Genomic DNA, 18,734 nt, shown 5'->3' on the forward strand with positions numbered 1-18,734 from the left:
TTTGACTGAGAATGTAAATAAGAACACAAACAATTTCGAATTGAATAATTTCGAATCTTTACAGATTAAACTGGCTTCCACAGAAAAGATTCTGGAATGGTCTCACGGCGAAGTAACAAAGCCGGAGACAATTAACTACAGAACCCTGAAGCCGGAAAAAGACGGTCTGTTCTGCGAAAAGATTTTCGGACCTATGAAGGACTGGGAATGTCACTGCGGTAAGTACAAGAGAATCAGATATAAAGGTATCGTCTGCGACCGCTGCGGTGTAGAAGTAACGAAAGCAAAGGTGAGAAGAGAGAGAATGGGGCACATCAAATTGGCTGCTCCGGTTTCTCATATCTGGTATTTCAAGGGAATCCCTTCCAGAATGGGACTGATTCTTGACATTACGCCAAGAAACCTGGAAAAAGTTCTCTACTTTGCGGCATATATCGTAACCGATCCTGGCGATACAGGACTTGGCTACAAAGAAATTCTGACTGAAATGCAGTACAGAGAAGCCAAAGAAAAGTACGGAAATGACTTTAAAGCGGCCATGGGTGCAGAGGCAGTCAGAGAACTGCTTTCTCAGATTGATCTGGAAGAGCTGTCTGCATCTCTCAGAGAAAAGCTGAAGGATGCCAGCGGTCAGAAGAAAATCAGAATCGTAAGACGGCTTGAAGTTGTAGAAGCTCTCCGAATTTCTGGAAACAAGCCGGAATGGATGATTCTGGAAGTAATTCCGGTTATTCCGCCTGATATCAGACCGATGGTACAGCTGGACGGCGGCAGATTTGCAACTTCTGACCTGAATGATTTATACAGAAGAGTAATCAACAGAAACAACAGACTGAACCGTCTGTTGGAACTGGGCGCACCTGATATTATCGTCAGAAATGAAAAGAGAATGCTGCAGGAAGCTGTAGACTCTCTGATTGACAACGGCAGAAGAGGAAGACCTGTTACTGGTCCTGGCTCCAGACCGCTGAAATCTTTGTCCGACATGCTGAAGGGTAAGCAGGGTCGTTTCAGACAGAACCTGCTGGGTAAGCGTGTTGACTACTCCGGACGTTCTGTAATCGTAGTCGGACCGGAACTGAAATTCTATCAGTGCGGTCTGCCTAAGAAAATGGCGCTGGAACTGTTCAAGCCTTTCATCATGAAAGAACTGGTTGAACAGGGCTATGCCCACAATATCAAGAACGCCAAGAGAATGGTAGAAAAAGTAAGACCGGAAGTATGGGATGTATTAGAAGGTGTCATCAAAGAACACCCTGTAATGCTGAACCGTGCACCGACGCTGCATAGACTGGGTATCCAGGCATTTGAACCGGTACTGGTAGAAGGTAAGGCAATCAAGCTGCACCCGTTGGTATGTACAGCATTCAATGCTGACTTTGACGGAGACCAGATGGCGGTACACGTACCGCTTTCCGTAGAAGCACAGGCAGAAGCCAGATTCTTGATGCTGTCCATCAATAACATTCTGGCGCCAAAGGATGGTTCCCCAATCACTACGCCGACACAGGATATGATTCTGGGTGCGTACTATCTGACCTATCCGGGCACCTGCAAAAAGGTTGAAATCGTTGACGGCAAGGAAAAGGTTTCCTATGATAAAGACGAATTTAACGACAGAAAAGCTTCTGAAGCGCACAAGGCCGCAGGCTTTGAGCGTGTACCGGAAAAGGGCGACGGCAAAGTATTTACTGACCTTGATGAAATGTTGATGGCATATCAGGATGAAATCGTTGATATCCACGCTAAGGTAAAGGTTAGAATGTACCTTGACGAAAATGACCAGAGAGGACATCTGGTTGAATCCACTGTGGGAAGATTCATCTACAACCAGCAGATTCCGCAGGATCTCGGCTTTGTTGACAGAAATGTTGACCCGTATTCCTTGGAAGTTGACTTCCTTTGCGACAAGAAAAAGCTGGGTGCGATTATCGATAAGTGCTACAAAGCACATGGCAATACTGGAACTGTTATCATGCTTGACTATATCAAGGATATGGGATATCACTATTCCACAAAGGCTGCCGTTACAATCGGTATCGACGATATGAAAATTCCTGACAACAAATGGGATATCGTAGCAGAATCTCAGAAAGAAGTTGACAAATACGAAAAAGCTTTCAGAATGGGTCTGATTTCAAACTCTGAAAGATACGATAAAGTTATTGAAATCTGGAACAAGACTACGGATGATGTAGCAGACGCACTGATGGAATCTTTGGATCCGCAGAACAATCTGAACATCATGGCAACATCCGGAGCCAGAGGTAGTAAGAACCAGATCAGACAGGTCGGCGGTATGCGTGGTCTGATGGCGAACGCAACTGGTAAGACTGTAGAAATTCCAATTAAGGCGAACTTCCGTGAAGGGCTTTCAATCTTGGAATACTTCATTTCTTCCAACGGTGCTCGTAAAGGTCTTGCCGATACAGCGCTTCGTACAGCCGACTCCGGTTATCTGACAAGAAGACTGGTTGACGTATCTCATAACGTTATCGTTAGGGAATTTGACTGCGGCACTGACGAGGGTGTGGAGGTTAGAGCCTTTACCGACGGTAAAGAAGTCATCGAACCTTTGAATCAGCGTATCGCAGGAAGAACTGCGCTTCTTGACATTGTAAATCCGCAGACCGGGGAAATCATTGTTGAACAGGGCGAGGAAATCAGCGATGAACAGGCAATGGATGTTGTCAACGCAGGCATTGACTCCGTTGCAATCCGTTCCGTTATGACTTGTCACTCCAGAACCGGTATTTGTGCAAAATGCTACGGAAGAAACCTGGCAACAGGTGAAGAGGTTAATATCGGTGAATCTGTCGGTATCACTGCGGCACAGTCCATCGGTGAGCCGGGTACACAGCTGACTATGAGAACATTCCATACCGGTGGTGTTGCAGGTTCCGATATCACCCACGGTCTTCCGAGAGTAGAGGAATTGTTCGAGGCTAGAAAGCCAAAGGGTCTTGCAGAAATCTGCGAGGCAAACGGCAGAGTAATCGATATTCAGCCTAGAACTGACAATAAGACAGAGGTTATCGTAAGAAGCGATGACGGAGAAGATATGACTTACGTTGTGCCTTATGGCGCAAGACTTGCCGTAAAGAAGGACGATTATATCCTTGCCGGCGGTAACATCACCAGCGGTCCTTTGAACCCGCACGATATTTTGAGACTCAACGGTGTTGAGGGCGTATATCAGTACCTGCTCAAGGAAGTGCAGCGTGTATATAAGAACCAGGGTGTAGATATCAACGACAAGCACGTAGAGGTTATCGTAAGCCAGATGCTTTCCAAGTTCAAGATTGAAGACGCAGGCGATACGGATCTGCTTCCGGGTGGTCTGTACAGCAAGTTTGAAATCAAGGAAGCAAACGAAGCTGCCTTTGCAGCAGACGGCGAACCTGCAAAAGCGAAACAGATGCTGCTTGGTATTACCAAGGCTTCTCTGGCAACTAACTCCTTCTTGTCTGCAGCATCCTTCCAGGAAACCACCAGGGTTCTGACTGATGCCGCAATTAAGGGCAAGAACGATAAGCTGATGGGTCTGAAGGAAAACGTTATCATCGGTAAGCTGATTCCTGCAGGAACCGGTATGAAGCGTTACAAAAATATTGACGTGGATTACGGTGTAAATGAGGAATTCATGCGTGAATATACTCGTATGCAGGAAGAGGCCCTGTTAGAAGCTGAAGCTGACGTGGAAGCGATGGATGATGAAAGCGCAGAAGATTTGGATTTGATGAGCATGCCTAACGAGGGTATTATGGAAATGGATACAGCATTGGTGCTGGAACCGGAAGAATCCGAGCTGATTGAATTAGAATAAGAGACTGGATATTGTAAAGGGGCTACTTGTACGGTTGACCAATTAGGTTGATCTGAGGAGGTAGCTCCTTTTTGTTAGTACGTTCTGTGCCGCCTGTGCATATATTCGTAAAAAAGACCTAAAATATGCATAACGTCCTGAAGGAATCTGCATATTTTTGGCGATTTTTCCTCTCATATGCATTTTCGCCAATAAAATACTCTGAAATAGCAACGCGATTACCGGTTCGCAGTGAAAAATATGCATATATAATGCAAAATCCCCGCAAATATGCAGACTGATGTGCATATTTGCGGAGATTTCTTTAAAAATATGCATTTTGCCATGAGGAAGGAGTATCGTGGAATCATCGTTAAATTGGGAGCCAGTCATTTTTATTGACTTAATAGGAATTGTGCGATATATTGAAATTAATTTAGGGAAAAGATTTGGCGGTGAATTCTGAAAGGAGAAAGGATATGAACCCGATTGAAACCAAAGATTTAATCATACGCGACAGCGTTTTTGAGGATTTAAAGTATTTTGACCCATGGGAAAGGCAGCCTGCAGTAACGGAGTTTTTCAGCATTGCGGACGGGCAGAGTCTGGAGGATGTGACCAAGGCATATGTGAAATTTGATGAGGCTGCCGATATGCGCCAGTACACTATTTGTCTGCGCGAGAGCGGTGAGCCGGTGGGAAGAATTATTCTTGGCGATATCATAGAAGGCTGGAAGTGTGAAATTTGGCGGATTTACATTGCGGATACGGCACTTCGCGGCAAAGGCTACGGCAGACAGGCTATGGAAGCGACCATGAAACTGTGCTTTGAGGATTTTGGGATGAAACGGGTATATCTGGATCATTACACGGGAAATCCAGCGGCGCACCTGTATCTGAATCTGGGATTTCAGTACGAGGGCGTGCTGCGAAAGAACTGCCGGAAGAACGGCGTCCTCTATGATGTGCACCTGATGTCCATGCTGGCGGAGGAATACTTTGAGCGATATGGTAAATGAATGCAGTGAATAAGCTGGAAAAACGCCAACACGCCGAAAAAAATTATGCCAACACGCCGAAAAAAATAGACACAGATAAAATGAAAAAACCGGCTTTTTTAATGATTCTTATTGGCGTAGGTGATTATGCTTACCGAAGGCAGGATGGAATTTATGTAGTGCCGGTGGGATGTCTAAAGAATTAAGAATAATTAACAGCCGCCTAGCGAAAAGGGCGGCTGTCTTTATAAGTGGAGTTTGACAGGTTTACGGCGTTTCCTTTTGTACACTCTTCAAGAGATTTTTCCGTCAGTCTGAGAACGGTTTCTGATGTTGACAAAAATAAAAGAATCACGAATATTTGTCACATTTCTTTTTTCATGCCTTTGCCCTGTTTGAAGACATGCAAAAGTCTTGCATTTTCGCTCAAATTGTGTATAATGATATATGAAAATTGAAAAGAGCTTGCCAGTACCCGAAAGGGTTTAAAGGAAAACAGGTGAAATTCCTGTACGCCGCCAACGCTGTAACAGAGGAGTCTTCTTCATGATGTCACTGGGAAACCGGGAAGGCGAAGAAAGATGCTGATACTGGAGTCAGAACACCAGCTGGGAAGCAGCGCAAACGCATTGGAGAGATATGATGCGAAAGTATCTCTGCCGGATGCGTTATTTTTTTATATGGAGGGCACTAATGAAAAAACTATTTAAACTGGAAGAAAATCACACCACTGTCAGACAGGAAGTACGCGCCGGTCTGACAACCTTTTTTGCCATGGCGTATATCATTTTTCTGAACCCGGTATTTCTGTCATCTACAGGCATGAGTTCCGGCGGCGTTATGGTTGCTACATGTCTTTCTGCCGCAGCAGGCACGCTGCTGTGTGCATTTTTGAGCAATAAGCCTTTTGCGATGGCGCCGGGTATGGGGATGAATGCCTTTTTTGCGTATACCCTATGCGGAATTTACGGATATTCATGGCAGCAGGCGCTGGCACTTACCTTCCTTTCCGGAATCCTATTTTTTCTAATTGTTATCTCGCCTCTGAGAGATAAGATAATCAATGCAGTACCTGTAAATCTGAAATACGCTATAAGCGCCGGCGTGGGTCTGTTTATAGCGCTCATTGGTCTTCTGGATACAGGGATTATATCTTTAGCAAGCGGAATGCCTGCTCTCGGGGATCTCAGTTCGCCTACAGTTCTGATTGCATTGCTTGGAGTGGCAATCACAGCTGTTTTGGTGGTATTGAACATAAATGGAAGTTTGATTATCGGTATGGTGATAACGATTGTACTGAGTCTGGCGGCAGGACAGACAGCGATGCCCGACCACCTTGCAGAGTTTCCGGGCGCAATAGCGGACGTGGCTTTTAAGCTTGATTTTTCCGGATTGATTTCAGGAAAAGCGGGCTTGTCCGGTATCCTGTCACTTATTGCGCTTATTATCTCATTGACCATGGTTGATATGTTTGATACCCTTGGTTTTTTAATCGGCACCAGCTCCAGGGCGGGAATGACTGATGAAAAGGGAACCATGCCGGGAAGCGGGTCGATTTTAATTGCTGATGCGGCAGGTTCTGTGATGGGCGCTTTATTTGGAACCTCTACCGTTACATGCTATGCGGAATCGATTTCCGGGATTGCGGCAGGCGGAAAAACCGGTCTGACTGCTGTAACAACTGCTTTGTGCTTCTTGCTGGCGGTTGTGTTCTCGCCTCTGACAGGGGTGATGACAAGTGCTGTAACTGCACCGGCTTTGATTATCGTGGGAATGTATCTTCTCATGGAAGTGAAAAAAGTTGATTTTGGTCGTCTGGATGACGCCATTCCTGCATTTATTACCATAGTGGCGATGCCTATGACATACTCCATTACGACAGGAATTGCTGCGGGATTTATTTTTTATCTGATTTGCAAAATTGCCGCTGGCAGAAGAAATGAGGTGAATCTGCCTGTTGTGGCGCTGGCTATGGTATTTTTTCTTTATTTCTGCCTGTAAAATTTAGGTTTGCAGTATTTTGAATATATGCCTTTTCTTTAGCTGGTTCAATTCATCACGTGTTGGAGCTGTGAGTGCAGTGGCTTCGGTGAGGTCGGTAAGAGGATTCTCGGTAGCGATACATTTGCTGACAAAGGAATCGTATCGACCAAGGGAAAGACTGCAGAACAGACCAACGATAATTGAAGATGTACCAAAATTGCTGGTAAGATCCAGAACCAGCAAATCATTTTTATTTGCAGTATTTGCGAGGAAAATCCTCTGGGATGAATCGAAAGTCTGCACTGTTCCTGTGTAATAATAGGTGCACTTAGCAAAATCGGTGGGGTCGACTACACGCCCATAAAAGGAAGCTTTTTCTTGATTTATGGTCAAGATGTTGACCTCTTTGTTTTTTTTCTGTATGAGAGAGGGTACGTACACATAATAGATTTTTCCTGGTTGTGAAGAACCGGGTGTTTCTTGTGATAAATTCTCAGTTGGAAGTAAATAGTCCATGTCAAGAAGCTGTGAAATATGAACATCAAGATTCTTTGCAATAATAATGAGTGTTTCCACATCAATTGATACTTCCCCACGCTCATATTTTGAAAGGGAAGATTTACTTTTGTTAATGAGTAGAGCAAATTCTGCCAAACTGTAATGTTTTTGTTTCCTGTAGTGACGAATGCGCTGACCAAGTATACTGCGTATTGTTTCTTCCATGCTGTACCTCCGCAAAGATTTCATATAATTGCTTTTTTCTCTGAAATAAAGTAAAACTCGTAAAGTTTTTTATTAGTATAGCATATTTTATGCAAAAAATCCAATGTTGTTGGAAAAAAGTGCAGAAAATAGTCGTAAAATGAAAATACCGTTTTTTGAAAAGGAAAAGGAAGTTCTTTATAATGATAGAAAATTTATTATAAGGAGTGATTATTTTGAAAGATCGAAGAAAGTATTTCATTGTGTTTTTATTGACCCTGTCTACTTTGTGCTATAATTTGCCCTATTTAAGTTCGACTTTTTATACGCAATTTTTGGAGGCATTTCATTTATCTAATCAGCAGGCGGGGATGCTACTGACGATGTTTTCTTTTACAGCAACGCCGGGATATCTGCTGGGTGGTATTTTAGCAGATAGATTTTCACCGAAGAAGCTGGTTGTAATTTCACAGCTTTTGACAGCAGGTCTGGGCATCCTTATGACCTTTGCACCTAACTACTTGGTGTTAATTGGCTGCTATTTGGGATTCGGCGTATCGACAACCTTCATTCACTGGTCGGCATATTTGAAATTGGTTCGTGCACAGGCAGATGAAAACGAAGAAGGAAAGATGTTTGGATTCTTTGAAATGTGTGCAGCAATTGTAGGTGCAATTATGAGTTACGGTGTGCTGGCGGCACTGTCACAGTTTGCAGAAAGCATGGGATTCAGATATGTAACGACAATTTTTGCCGTTGTAATTGCGATTGTGGCTATTTTAATTATGGTGCTGGTGAAGGATGTAAAGGGCTTAGAGTCTAACGATGATTTCAAGTTTTCTATGCTTGGAAGAGCGCTGGCGCATCCGGTGACCTGGTTGAACGGGTTTATTGTTATGGGGTTGTTTATTGTGATCTCTGGTGCAACATATCTCAACCCGTTTTTATCTGGCTTGTTCGGTGTATCTGTGACTTTCAGTACAGCTTTTGCAATTGCAAATCGTTCGGTGGTAAGAATCATCCTCTCGCCGCTGGGAGGGCTTCTTCTGGATAAGTGCCGCACGCCTAAATTCTTGATTCTGGTTTGTATCGCTATAGGTATTACGATTGTGGGTCTGCTGTTTGTTCCGCATCAGGAATCCAGCAAAACAATTGCGGTGATTTTGAGTATTGTACTTATCAGTGTAATTGCGCTGAGCCGTTCCGGCCTATATACTCCGATTCCTGAAGCGAAGGTTCCTTTTGAAATTACCGGAACTTCTATGGGGATTGCTTCAGCAGTAGGCTATTCAACTGACCTGTGGCTGTATAATTTATGTGGAAAATGGCTGGATACAAAAGGCGCAGATGGATATAACAACATTTTTATTTTGCTGATAGTTGGTCTTGGAATTGTAGTGGTTTGTGCAGTGTTGCTGCATTTATATGAAAAGAAAAATCACTGCTTTGAATCTGAGCGGGCAGTGATGTAAAGATTTGGAGGGAATGTAATATGAAAACTTTAGTTTTGAAAAATTGCAGACTGATTCCCTATTTGACTGAGGGATTTGTGGTTCAAGAAAATCAACTGGCAGATGTTGTGATTGAAGACAAGAGAATTAAGACGATTCTTCCGGCGGGAACTGCCTTTGAGGGGGATGTTGACATACTGGATGTCAAAGGAGATACTCTCATGCCGGGTATGTTGGATTTACATATGCATTTTGATTTTACAACGATGGACGTTTTGCAGATTAAATATCGCAGTGCGGTAAAAGAACTAGTGGAAGGAATTGAATATGGCTTTGATTATCTGCGCAGCGGTTATACTACGGTTAGGGACTGTGGCTCTGCATTTAATCTGGGCGTAACGCTGCGTGACATGTATGCTAAGGGAACTATCATGGGTCCGCGTGTGATTGCTTCCGGCCATTGTAACACCCCGACTGCACCGGGCAATGCAGAATTCGGACCACTTTATAAAGTGTTTGACGATGTGGCTGACGCAAGAAAAATTGTGAGAGAAGATATTGAAGCTGGCTGTGATTTTGTCAAATATATGGCAACTGGTGCAGTGATGAACATCGGTGGGGATCCTGGAGCTATGATCTGCTCTTTTGAAGAACTGAAGGCACTTTCCGATGCGGCGAAAGAACAGGGAACTTATGTAGCGGCTCATTGTCATGGAAAAAAGGGCATTATGGCATGTGCGGAGGCAGAAATAGGCAGTATTGAGCATGCTTCCTACATTGATGATGCGTGTATCGAGACATTATTAGCGCATGGAAACCAGACTTTCATCGTTCCAACTGTGGAAATTGCATATTCCATGTTGAAGGATTTGACGGGAAATACGCCTGCGTTCATGCATGAACGTTCTATAGAAATCATGGAGCATATTTCGGAGTATATGACAAAAGCCTATCGCGCCGGAATTAGGCTTGGTTGGGGTACGGATGCAGACAGAGTTACTTTTAATGAATTCCCTGGGTTGGAATTTATTGCCAGAAAGGCGGCGGGATTTTCTAACGAAGAGCTACTGAAGATGGCGACGGTGGACAGTGCAGCTCTTGTAGGACTGCAGGAGAGTATTGGAACCGTAAAAGAAGGCAAATTGGCTGACTTAATCGTAATGGAAGGTGAGCCTGATATAAATATTGAGGACATGAAAAAACTACCCAAATATGTATTTAAGGAAGGTAAATTGTTTGTCGAGTAAAGAAGGCTGTGTAGAATGATGAAGACGATAGACTATATTTTTATGGCTCTGCTACTTGCAGCTGTTTTAATTGTTGGTCACTGCTCCAATCGCAAACTTTCGGATTCAAGTGATTTTCTGACGATGAATAAAGGCTTGAATAAGCTGCAAACCGGACTGTCTATGGCGGCGACGGATTTTGGCGGGAGCGGACTGGTTGGCGCAGTAGGGTACTGCTATCTGATGGGGATGGGCGGCATGTGGTGGAACCTTGCCGCTGCGCCAGGATTCTTACTGATAGGCTTTGTTTTGGCGAAAAGGCTCAACGGTTTGAACGGACTTACTGTACCGGATTATTTGGGTAAACGATATGGATTGAGCGTAAAGTACATTACCAGTGTAATGCACATCTGTGCGTCTGTTGCTGCACTGTCGACACAGTTTACGGTTTCATCTGTAATGCTTAACACGTTGACTGGTTTAGACGTGCGAATTACACTGGTAATCGGAATGCTTATTACATTGTTTTTGACTAGCGGGGGTTTGAGAACTGTTGTTAATACAGACATTTTGCTGTTCTTTGTTATGGTGGCGGCTGTTTTTACGGCAGTACCTGTGACAATCAGTGCAGGTGGAGGCCTTGGAGAAATAACGAGGAGTTTGCCGGAAGGATTTATGTCGATCGGCAGTATAGGCATATGGACGCCGTTGTCCTGGGGGATTTTGTTTGGCATCTCTTATGGGACCAATCAGAATTATATACAACGAATTGTATCTGCAAAAGACGGCAGTACGGCAAGATTTGGGATGCTGTTTACTGCAGGATTTTATGTTGTGGTTTCGGCAGCAACGGGGTTAATTGGTGTAAGCGCTGTGTCGCTTCTTCCAGAGATAACAGACTCGAATATGGTGTTTTCGACGCTTCTTGTTAAAGTGCTGCCTGCAGGCTTTGCGGGGATTGCAGTTGCTGGTGTTTTCGCGGCGACGATTTCGACCAGTACTTCGGTATTGCATGCGGTTACAGTGCTTAGTGTAAGTGATGTTCTGATGCCGATCGTGGAAAAGAGAGAAATAGAGCTGAGTGACGTGAAACTATCGAGGGTTACGACAGTTGTTATAGCGCTGATAAGTCTTGCTATTTCGTTGGCTTTTGATAATATCATTGCGGTGCTATATACATCCGGTTTATTTTACAGTTCGGCAGTTTTCCTTCCGATGCTCTTGGGATTGTACACGGATTGGGCGACGAAGAAAGCGGCGATTGCCAGTGTGGCAGGCTCAATCATTTGCGGACTTGCATGGGAGTTTTTTGTCTTAGGCAAGGTGTCGATTCTTGGAAAAATTCCATCGGTTTTAGTTAGCTTAGCTGTCAGTGGAATTTTGCTGTATGGTGTTTCGATGGTCTCAAAGGATAAGGCGTCGATAAGCAAGTAAAAAATTACGCGATTTTGCAGCGAGTCTATCTGGATCATTACACGGGAAATCCGGCGGCGCACCTATATCTGAATCTTGGATTTCAGTATGAGGGTGTGCTTCGAAAAAACTGCAGAAAAAACGGGGTACTTTATGATGTGCACTTGATGTCTATGTTGGCAGAGGAATATTTTGAGAAATATGGGAAATCGATATAAAAAGCGAATGACATCATAAAATAGGAAGTCTAAGCCATGGTACGGTTCTGCATCCAGAAGAAAATATCCCCGTACACCTAACTAGCAGGGAAAGAATCCCGAGGCAGAAGTCTTGGGATTCTTTTTTCTTTTTGGCCGAGAGAGAAACCCTTGTTAATTATCAATATGATAAAAATGAATTAATATATTGAAATATTTACAAAAATTTATTAGAATGATAATTAAACCTTTCCTGATTATCAAAATGATAATCAGGAAAGACAAAGAAAAAATCGATACGGAAGAAATCTTCGTTTTGTAAGGGTTCAAGGAGATGGCACAATAATTGCTTTATAAATAATAAAGGAACTTGTCTACAAAACAGCGCATAATCTTAAGGAGGAATGAAATGGAAACTTTAAATGACAAGAAAAGCAGAGTTCCACATACGTATGTCATTATTTGCGGATTTGTAATCTTAATGGCAATTTTAACGTACGTTATCCCTGCGGGTAGTTACAGCACAGTGTTTAATGAGGAAATCGGGAAAGATGTCATTGATCCTAATTCGTTTGAATATGTGGAAAAATCACCGGTTTCGCTGCTTTCACTACTTACTTCTGTCACACTTGGAATGCAGGGCGTGGGAGACGTTATTTTCTTCGTATTTATCATTGGTGGATCCATGGAAATCATCAATGCAACCGGTGCAATTGAGCATGGTGTGGGAACCTTAGCCAGAAACAAATTTATGGGCAAGTTTTTTATCCCAGTTTTCGCTTTTGTTTTTGGTCTGATGGGCGCAACATTCGGTGCATCTGATGAACTGGTGGTATTTGCACCTATTGGAGTAGCAGTAGCCCACGCTTTTGGATATGATGCCCTTACTGGTCTGTCAGCAGTTACCCTTGGTGCAGCATGCGGATTCAATGCAGGATTTTTAAATCCATTTTCTACAGGTGTTGCACAATCTATTGCTGAGTTACCAATGTACTCCGGCATCGAACTGAGAATTGTTGTTTTTGTGATCATGTTTGCTGTGACAGTCTGGTATATCATGCGCTACGCAAAAAAGGTGAAGGCAGATCCGAAAGCCAGCATTGTCTACGGATGCAGATGTGAAACAGAAAAAGAAGATGTGGATATTTCTCAGATCGCGAAGATGGGAAAAAGAGATGTTGCAATTATGCTTCTGTTTGTAGCCGGAATCATATTCATGGTATACGGTGTATTCAACTGGGAGTGGTACATTGATGAAATGTCAGGTATTTTCATTGCAGTTGGCGTGATTGCCGGAATCATCGGTGGATTGAATCTGAACAAAATTGCAAATACTTTTGTTGAAGGTGCGGCATCACTGACTTTTGGCGCACTGGTAACAGGGTTTGCGAAAGCCATCGTAATTGTTATGGAAGAAGGTCAGATTATGGATACCATCATTCATGCCCTGAGTCAGGCTGTCATTGCGCTGCCTACAGGCATCTCTGTAGTCGGCATGTTTATTGTGCAGATTATAGTAAACTTTTTTATTCCATCTTCCACAGGGCAGGCGGCAACCATTATGCCGATTATGATTCCGCTTTCTGATATTGTGCAGGTTACAAGACAGACTGCAGTCCTTTGCTTCCAGTTTGGAGACGGTTTCAGCAATTCTATTATTCCGACCTCCACAGTACTGATGTCCTATCTGGCAGTAACGAAGGTTCCGTACAATAAGTGGTTCAAATTTATCTGGCCGCTGATGCTGATCTGGATCTGCATAGGTGCAGTGATTCTGATTGCGGCAAATCTGATCAATTACGGACCGTTTTAAAGGAGGGACAATATGTGTAGCAGAACTATGACAAAAACAGAACGCGTCAAAGCGGCAGTCAACTTTCAAGAAGTAGATAGAATTCCTTTGGGGCTCTGGCCACATCACACGGATGTGGATCAGGACTATGTGAAACTGGCCGATAAACAGTTTGCCTTTTACAGAGAAACAGATATTGATTTTGTAAAGCTGATGCCTTTTGGACTTTACACGGTAGAAGATTACGGATGTAAAATTGAAAAAATATGCCAGCCGGATCAGTGGCCGCGAATCGTAGAAGCGTTTATAGAGACGCCGGAGGACTGGGAAAAAATCGTGCCTCTTGACGTGACAAAGGGCACCTACGGCAATCAGCTGAAATATGCGGAAAGAATGCTGCAGCTTATGAAAGAACACCAGGATGAGGCGCCGGTGATTCACACCATTTTCAGTCCAATCACTACATTGTACAAGCTGTTGGGCGAAAAGAAACTCTTTGAGGAAATCGAAGCGCATCCGACACTGGTGCATCGTGCGCTGGAGCAGGTTACGGAAACTACAATTGCCTTTGTAAACGAAAACATCAAACTTGGCGTCAGCGGGTTTTTCTTTGCAAGTCAGCTTGCAAACTACAGATTTATGACGGACGAAATGTATGATGTATTTGGTGAGCAGTATGATTTGAAAGTCATCGGTGCATATGCAGACCGAACCTGGTTCAACGTAATTCACGTACATAGCTTTACACAGGAAAAAGAGAAGTCCATGTTTGAAAGACTTGCAAACTACCCGGGCACCTGTCTCAACTGGCATGACAGATGGGTGGGACCGAGTTTGGCAGAGGCTAGAAAATACACGGACAAATGTCTGATTGGAGGCATTAATGAAGAGCAGTATTTCAACAAAACTAGCTATCAAAACGTATATGGACATATTCGCGAGGCAGTAGAAATGGCAGGCAGAACTGGATTCATGCTGGGACCGGGGTGTACCATCTACGAGGATACACCACTTGAAAATTACCTGGCTGCGAGAATTGCGGCAACCAAGTACGGTAAATAATATGTAGGGGAAGACGTATGACAGAGTTAATGCACATTAGAGAATATGCTTTCGCAACGGCGAAAACCATTGCATCTGTAATCAACGAAGAGGTAGTCATCTGTGATAATGAGATGAATCTTTTAGGTGACAGCAATTGCAGCAGTCCTTCGGAACTGACTGATATTTCTGTGACGAAACAGTCAATTATGCTCAATGCAATGGCACATAAGACAACGATTGTCAGCGAGGATATTAAGCATTCTTTAAAGGGATGCAGCCTGTGCGCGAATTTCAGAACCTGTGATATTCACTCTATCATAGCTTTTCCTTTATTGAAAAATGACGTTGTAATAGGGTGCATCGCACTTTATTCCAAAGAAAAAAGACTTTCCGGCGATAAAAAAGAACGCGTAGATCAGTTGAAGAATTTTATTTCAAAGATGTCAGAGCTGCTCATCAGTAAGCTGGACGAAAATCAGGAAAACTATGAACTGTCTGTTGTAAAAAAGCAGCTGCAGGCAGTTGTCGACCATATCGGCAGTGCAGTGGTATGTATTGATAACGATGAAAGAATTATTTATGGGAATCAGATGTTTAGGAAGCTTTTCGGCATCGGACCGAAGATGCCTGAAAGAATCACAGATATTCGCCAACTTGCAGAATGCAGCGAACTGATGAAGAGCCTATACCACGTAAACGGAACCTTCAGCAAAGAGCTGTCCTTTTCGGACGGAAAAACTGAAATCAACCATGAAATGGTTACGGTTGTTTCCATCAACGATGAGGGCACACAGGTAGGCAGCGTGATTTATTTTCGGGACAGCGAAAAGTATTATGAGGAAATCAACCGAGTCACCAATGCATCTTCAGAAATGACATTTAAAGATTTGATCGGTAAAAGCAAACCGATTCAGAATCTGAAGATGCAGGCGCAGAAGATTGCCAACAGCTTATCGACCGTTCTGATTCAGGGAGAAAGCGGAACGGGAAAGGAAATCATAGCAAGAGCGATACACAATGCAAGCAGAAGATCAGCGGGACCATTTATTTCTGTCAATTGTGCAGCAATTCCGGATAATCTTCTTGAAAGTGAACTGTTTGGGTATGAAGAGGGCGCATTCACCGGCGCGGCAAAGGGTGGGAGAATCGGCAAGTTTCAATTGGCAAACAAGGGAACTCTGCTTCTCGATGAAGTTGGAGAGATTCCGATTCATCTGCAGGCCAAGCTGCTTCGTGCCATTCAGGAAAAGAAAATACAGAGAATTGGTTCAAATGTTGATATCGCAACAGACATAAGAATTATTGCGGCAACCAATCGAAATCTTGAAGAGATGATTGTGTCCGGTGCATTCAGAGAAGATCTGTTTTACCGTCTTAATGTGATTCCGATTTATGTGCCGGCATTGCGGGAGCGGAAAAGTGACATTCCTTTTCTTGTGGATACCTTTATAAAAAAATACAATGAAGTGCTGAACAAAAATATCAGCAGATTTTCCAAAAAAGCGATGAAAATGCTGGAGACGTACGACTGGCCGGGGAATGTACGGGAACTGCAGAATGTTGTAGAATACTGCGTAAACATTTCCAATAGGAGGGTGATAGAGCCTGACAGTCTGCCTGCGCGTGTAAAATGTGAGAGAAAAGAATTTTCTATAGAGCATTCGGCAGAGATAAAGCCACTGAAGGATGTAGAAAAGGCCTATATCGATGAGGCAATCCGTGTTTACGGTGATACTACCGAAGGCAAGCAGAAAGCTGCAGATGCGCTTGGCATCGGAATTGCGACATTGTATAGAAAACTGAAGGAGTGAACAAACATATGAAAAATGCATATATTAGAATATTGGAAACGGAACTGATGCCCGCCATGGGGTGTACAGAACCTATTGCGATTGCATATGCAGGGGCAGTCGCCAGAAAAGTACTGGGAAATGTTCCGGAGAAGGTGTTGGTTCGCTGCAGCGGAAATATCATCAAAAATGTGAAAGGCGTGATTGTGCCATCCACGAAAGATATGAGAGGCATAGAGACCAGCGCACTTTTGGGCGTACTGTGGGGAAACCCGGATGACAAGCTGGAGGTTCTGAAGGGCATTACGGAAGAACAGGTTGCGACAATGGTTCAGTATCTCGAAAAGGGCATCTGTTCTGTAGAGTTGGCTGCGGGTGTTGAGAATCTGTACATTGATATGATTATTTCTGACGGCACCCACTGTGCGGAGGTCGTGATTTCGCAATGGCATACAAACATTGTCAAAGTTGCCAGAGACGGACAGTCGATTCTCGAAAGCGAAAGTGAGTCCTTCCATGATTTCGAGGAAGAGGAAAAGATTATGGATCTGAAAGGAATCTATGATTTTGCCAGAGAAGGCGATATTGCGGAATTGATTCCATACATAGACCGTCAGATTCAGTATAATAAAGCGATTTCTGAAGAGGGCATAAAGAATCAGTATGGTGCAAACGTGGGAAAAAGCATTCTGAAACACAGACACCATGAGATTCGTGAAGTTGCAAAGGCATATGCGGCAGCAGGCTCTGATGCCAGAATGGCAGGTTGTGAACTGCCGGTAGTAATCAATTCAGGCAGCGGAAACCAGGGGATCACCGTATCTGTTCCCGTTGTTAAGTACGCAGAATATTTAGGTGTATCGGATGAAAAGCTGTATCGCGCGCTGATTCTCAGCAATTTAGTAGCAATACATATCAAAAGAGGGATCGGAAAATTATCAGCTTTTTGTGGCGTCGTGGGGGCTGCCTGCGGTGCGGGTGCTGGTATCAGTTTTCTGTATGACGACTCTTTTGATGTGATTTCCAATGGTGTGATCAACACCCTGGGAAATGTTTCGGGTATCGTATGTGATGGTGCGAAAGCATCCTGTGCTGCAAAGATTGCATCTGCCCTAGATGCGTCAATTATGGCCAGGGAACTTGCCATAGATGGCAGCAGATTTCAGGATGGAGAAGGGCTGGTTGAAGAATCCGCTGAGGAGACCATTGAAAACATATGGAGACTGGGAAAAGAAGGGATGAAGAATACTGACACGGAAATATTGAATATGATGATTTCCAATTAATTTTGAGGAGCTGAAAAGTATGGAATATAAAAAAGATGACGCCAAACAAGTAATCATTCGTGTTTCCAATGTGAGTCTTGTATGGAATATTTTGTTGGCGTCAGTCAAGCTGGTGGCTGGAGTCATTGCCAATTCCCATGCTATGATTTCTGATGCAATCCATTCCGGTTCAGACGTTTTGGGCACAGGACTGGTGATTTTAGGCGCACATCTTTCTGGAAAAAAGGCAGATAAGGAGCATCCTTACGGTCATGAAAGAATGGAATGTGTCATTGCGCTGCTTCTTGCAAATATACTTGTGCTGGCTGGCATTGCAATTGGATATGCAGGGATAAAAACGGTGCTTTCTATCAGAGCTGGGGCAACTGTTGCAGCGCCCGGAACCCTTGCGCTTGCAGCGGCGGTGGTGTCCATCCTTGTAAAGGAAGGTATGTACTGGTATACGATTATTGCAGCTAGGAAAATCAATTCGGTTTCTCTGAAAGCGGAAGCTTGGCACCACAGATCTGATGCATTCTCCTCTGTGGGCAGTTTGATTGGAATTGCCGGCGCTCGTATGGGATTTGCAGTTCTGGATCCTATTGCAAGTATTGTAATTTGTATTTTTATTATCAAGATTGCTGTAGATATTTTCCTTGAGACTGTGGATAAAATGGTGGATAAAAGCTGCGATGACAGCATCATACAGAACATGGAGCAGGAAATTAAAAATGTGCAGGGTGTGGTCGATATTGATGATATCAAGACGAGACAATTTGGTGCGAAAATGTATGTAGATGTGGAAATTCAGGTAGATGGCGAACTGAGCCTTAAGAATGCGCATACGATTGCAGAAGACGTCCATGCGACGATTGAGCGCAGTGATGAGAATATCAAGCATTGTATGGTTCATGTAAATCCTTCTTTGAACTGAAGGTGGATGGCATTATATACTTTTTAGGGGTTTCACCTGTGTGTCTAAACGGAATAGAGATTTTTAGAAGTCAAAGATTGTTCCCACACCTTGGCTAAATTTGCAGCAAAATCAGGAATAATTTCCTTGCACTT

The 18,734-nt window shown here is 43.6% G+C and carries 14 protein-coding genes and 1 riboswitch; of the genes, 13 read left to right on the forward strand and 1 reads right to left on the reverse strand.

Annotated features, from left to right (window positions below):
- Position 1 precedes the first annotated feature (1 nt).
- The 4 genes from rpoC to NFR88_RS06210 all read left to right on the forward strand — a co-directional run bounded on the left by rpoC (position 2) and on the right by NFR88_RS06210 (position 6,804).
- Complete coding sequence (gene rpoC / locus NFR88_RS06195; protein WP_160202900.1) at positions 2-3,826, forward strand: DNA-directed RNA polymerase subunit beta'; 3,825 nt, start codon at positions 2-4, stop codon at positions 3,824-3,826.
- Positions 3,827-4,284: 458 nt separating this feature from the next.
- The gene (locus NFR88_RS06200; RefSeq protein WP_251614278.1) at positions 4,285-4,824 is read left to right on the forward strand and encodes a GNAT family N-acetyltransferase; all 540 of its coding nucleotides are present in this window, start codon (positions 4,285-4,287) and stop codon (positions 4,822-4,824) included.
- 5 nt (positions 4,825-4,829) lie between these two features.
- Positions 4,830-5,009: a hypothetical protein gene (locus tag NFR88_RS06205; protein ID WP_202620439.1), complete on the forward strand. Its 180-nt coding sequence runs from the start codon at positions 4,830-4,832 to the stop codon at positions 5,007-5,009.
- 246 nt (positions 5,010-5,255) lie between these two features.
- A riboswitch (cobalamin riboswitch) is annotated at positions 5,256-5,430 on the forward strand.
- Between the two features lie 66 nt (positions 5,431-5,496).
- Positions 5,497-6,804, forward strand: a complete 1,308-nt coding sequence (locus NFR88_RS06210) for an NCS2 family permease (protein WP_251614280.1) — start codon at positions 5,497-5,499, stop codon at positions 6,802-6,804.
- A gap of 3 nt (positions 6,805-6,807) precedes the next feature.
- Here NFR88_RS06210 and NFR88_RS06215 read toward each other — a convergent pair whose 3' ends face one another.
- On the reverse strand, positions 6,808-7,509 hold the full coding sequence (locus tag NFR88_RS06215) for a helix-turn-helix domain-containing protein (RefSeq protein ID WP_160202889.1): 702 nt from the start codon (positions 7,507-7,509) through the stop codon (positions 6,808-6,810).
- 242 nt (positions 7,510-7,751) lie between these two features.
- Here NFR88_RS06215 and NFR88_RS06220 point away from each other — a divergent pair, with 242 nt between their 5' ends.
- The 9 genes from NFR88_RS06220 (at position 7,752) to NFR88_RS06260 (ending at position 18,600) form a co-directional block, all read left to right on the forward strand.
- Complete coding sequence (locus NFR88_RS06220; RefSeq protein WP_251614447.1) at positions 7,752-8,960, forward strand: MFS transporter; 1,209 nt, start codon at positions 7,752-7,754, stop codon at positions 8,958-8,960.
- A gap of 20 nt (positions 8,961-8,980) precedes the next feature.
- Complete coding sequence (locus NFR88_RS06225) at positions 8,981-10,186, forward strand: metal-dependent hydrolase family protein (RefSeq protein ID WP_160202887.1); 1,206 nt, start codon at positions 8,981-8,983, stop codon at positions 10,184-10,186.
- A gap of 15 nt (positions 10,187-10,201) precedes the next feature.
- Positions 10,202-11,599: a sodium:solute symporter family protein gene (locus NFR88_RS06230; protein WP_161909348.1), complete on the forward strand. Its 1,398-nt coding sequence runs from the start codon at positions 10,202-10,204 to the stop codon at positions 11,597-11,599.
- Positions 11,600-11,613: 14 nt separating this feature from the next.
- Positions 11,614-11,796: a GNAT family N-acetyltransferase gene (locus NFR88_RS06235; protein WP_251614282.1), complete on the forward strand. Its 183-nt coding sequence runs from the start codon at positions 11,614-11,616 to the stop codon at positions 11,794-11,796.
- Between the two features lie 388 nt (positions 11,797-12,184).
- The gene (locus tag NFR88_RS06240; protein ID WP_161909349.1) at positions 12,185-13,588 is read left to right on the forward strand and encodes a YfcC family protein; all 1,404 of its coding nucleotides are present in this window, start codon (positions 12,185-12,187) and stop codon (positions 13,586-13,588) included.
- Positions 13,589-13,600: 12 nt separating this feature from the next.
- Positions 13,601-14,629 (forward strand): uroporphyrinogen decarboxylase family protein, encoded by a 1,029-nt coding sequence (locus NFR88_RS06245; RefSeq protein ID WP_243151104.1) that lies wholly within the window; start codon positions 13,601-13,603, stop codon positions 14,627-14,629.
- Positions 14,630-14,646: 17 nt separating this feature from the next.
- Positions 14,647-16,422, forward strand: a complete 1,776-nt coding sequence (locus NFR88_RS06250; RefSeq protein ID WP_160202884.1) for a sigma-54 interaction domain-containing protein — start codon at positions 14,647-14,649, stop codon at positions 16,420-16,422.
- 8 nt (positions 16,423-16,430) lie between these two features.
- Entirely contained in the window at positions 16,431-17,687 is a 1,257-nt protein-coding gene (locus tag NFR88_RS06255; RefSeq protein ID WP_251614285.1) for an L-cysteine desulfidase family protein, read from the forward strand.
- 19 nt (positions 17,688-17,706) lie between these two features.
- On the forward strand, positions 17,707-18,600 hold the full coding sequence (locus NFR88_RS06260) for a cation diffusion facilitator family transporter (RefSeq protein WP_251614288.1): 894 nt from the start codon (positions 17,707-17,709) through the stop codon (positions 18,598-18,600).
- Positions 18,601-18,734: the final 134 nt, after the last annotated feature.

Source organism: Senimuribacter intestinalis (assembly GCF_943192965.1).
Classification (GTDB): domain Bacteria; phylum Bacillota; class Clostridia; order Peptostreptococcales; family Anaerovoracaceae; genus Senimuribacter; species Senimuribacter intestinalis.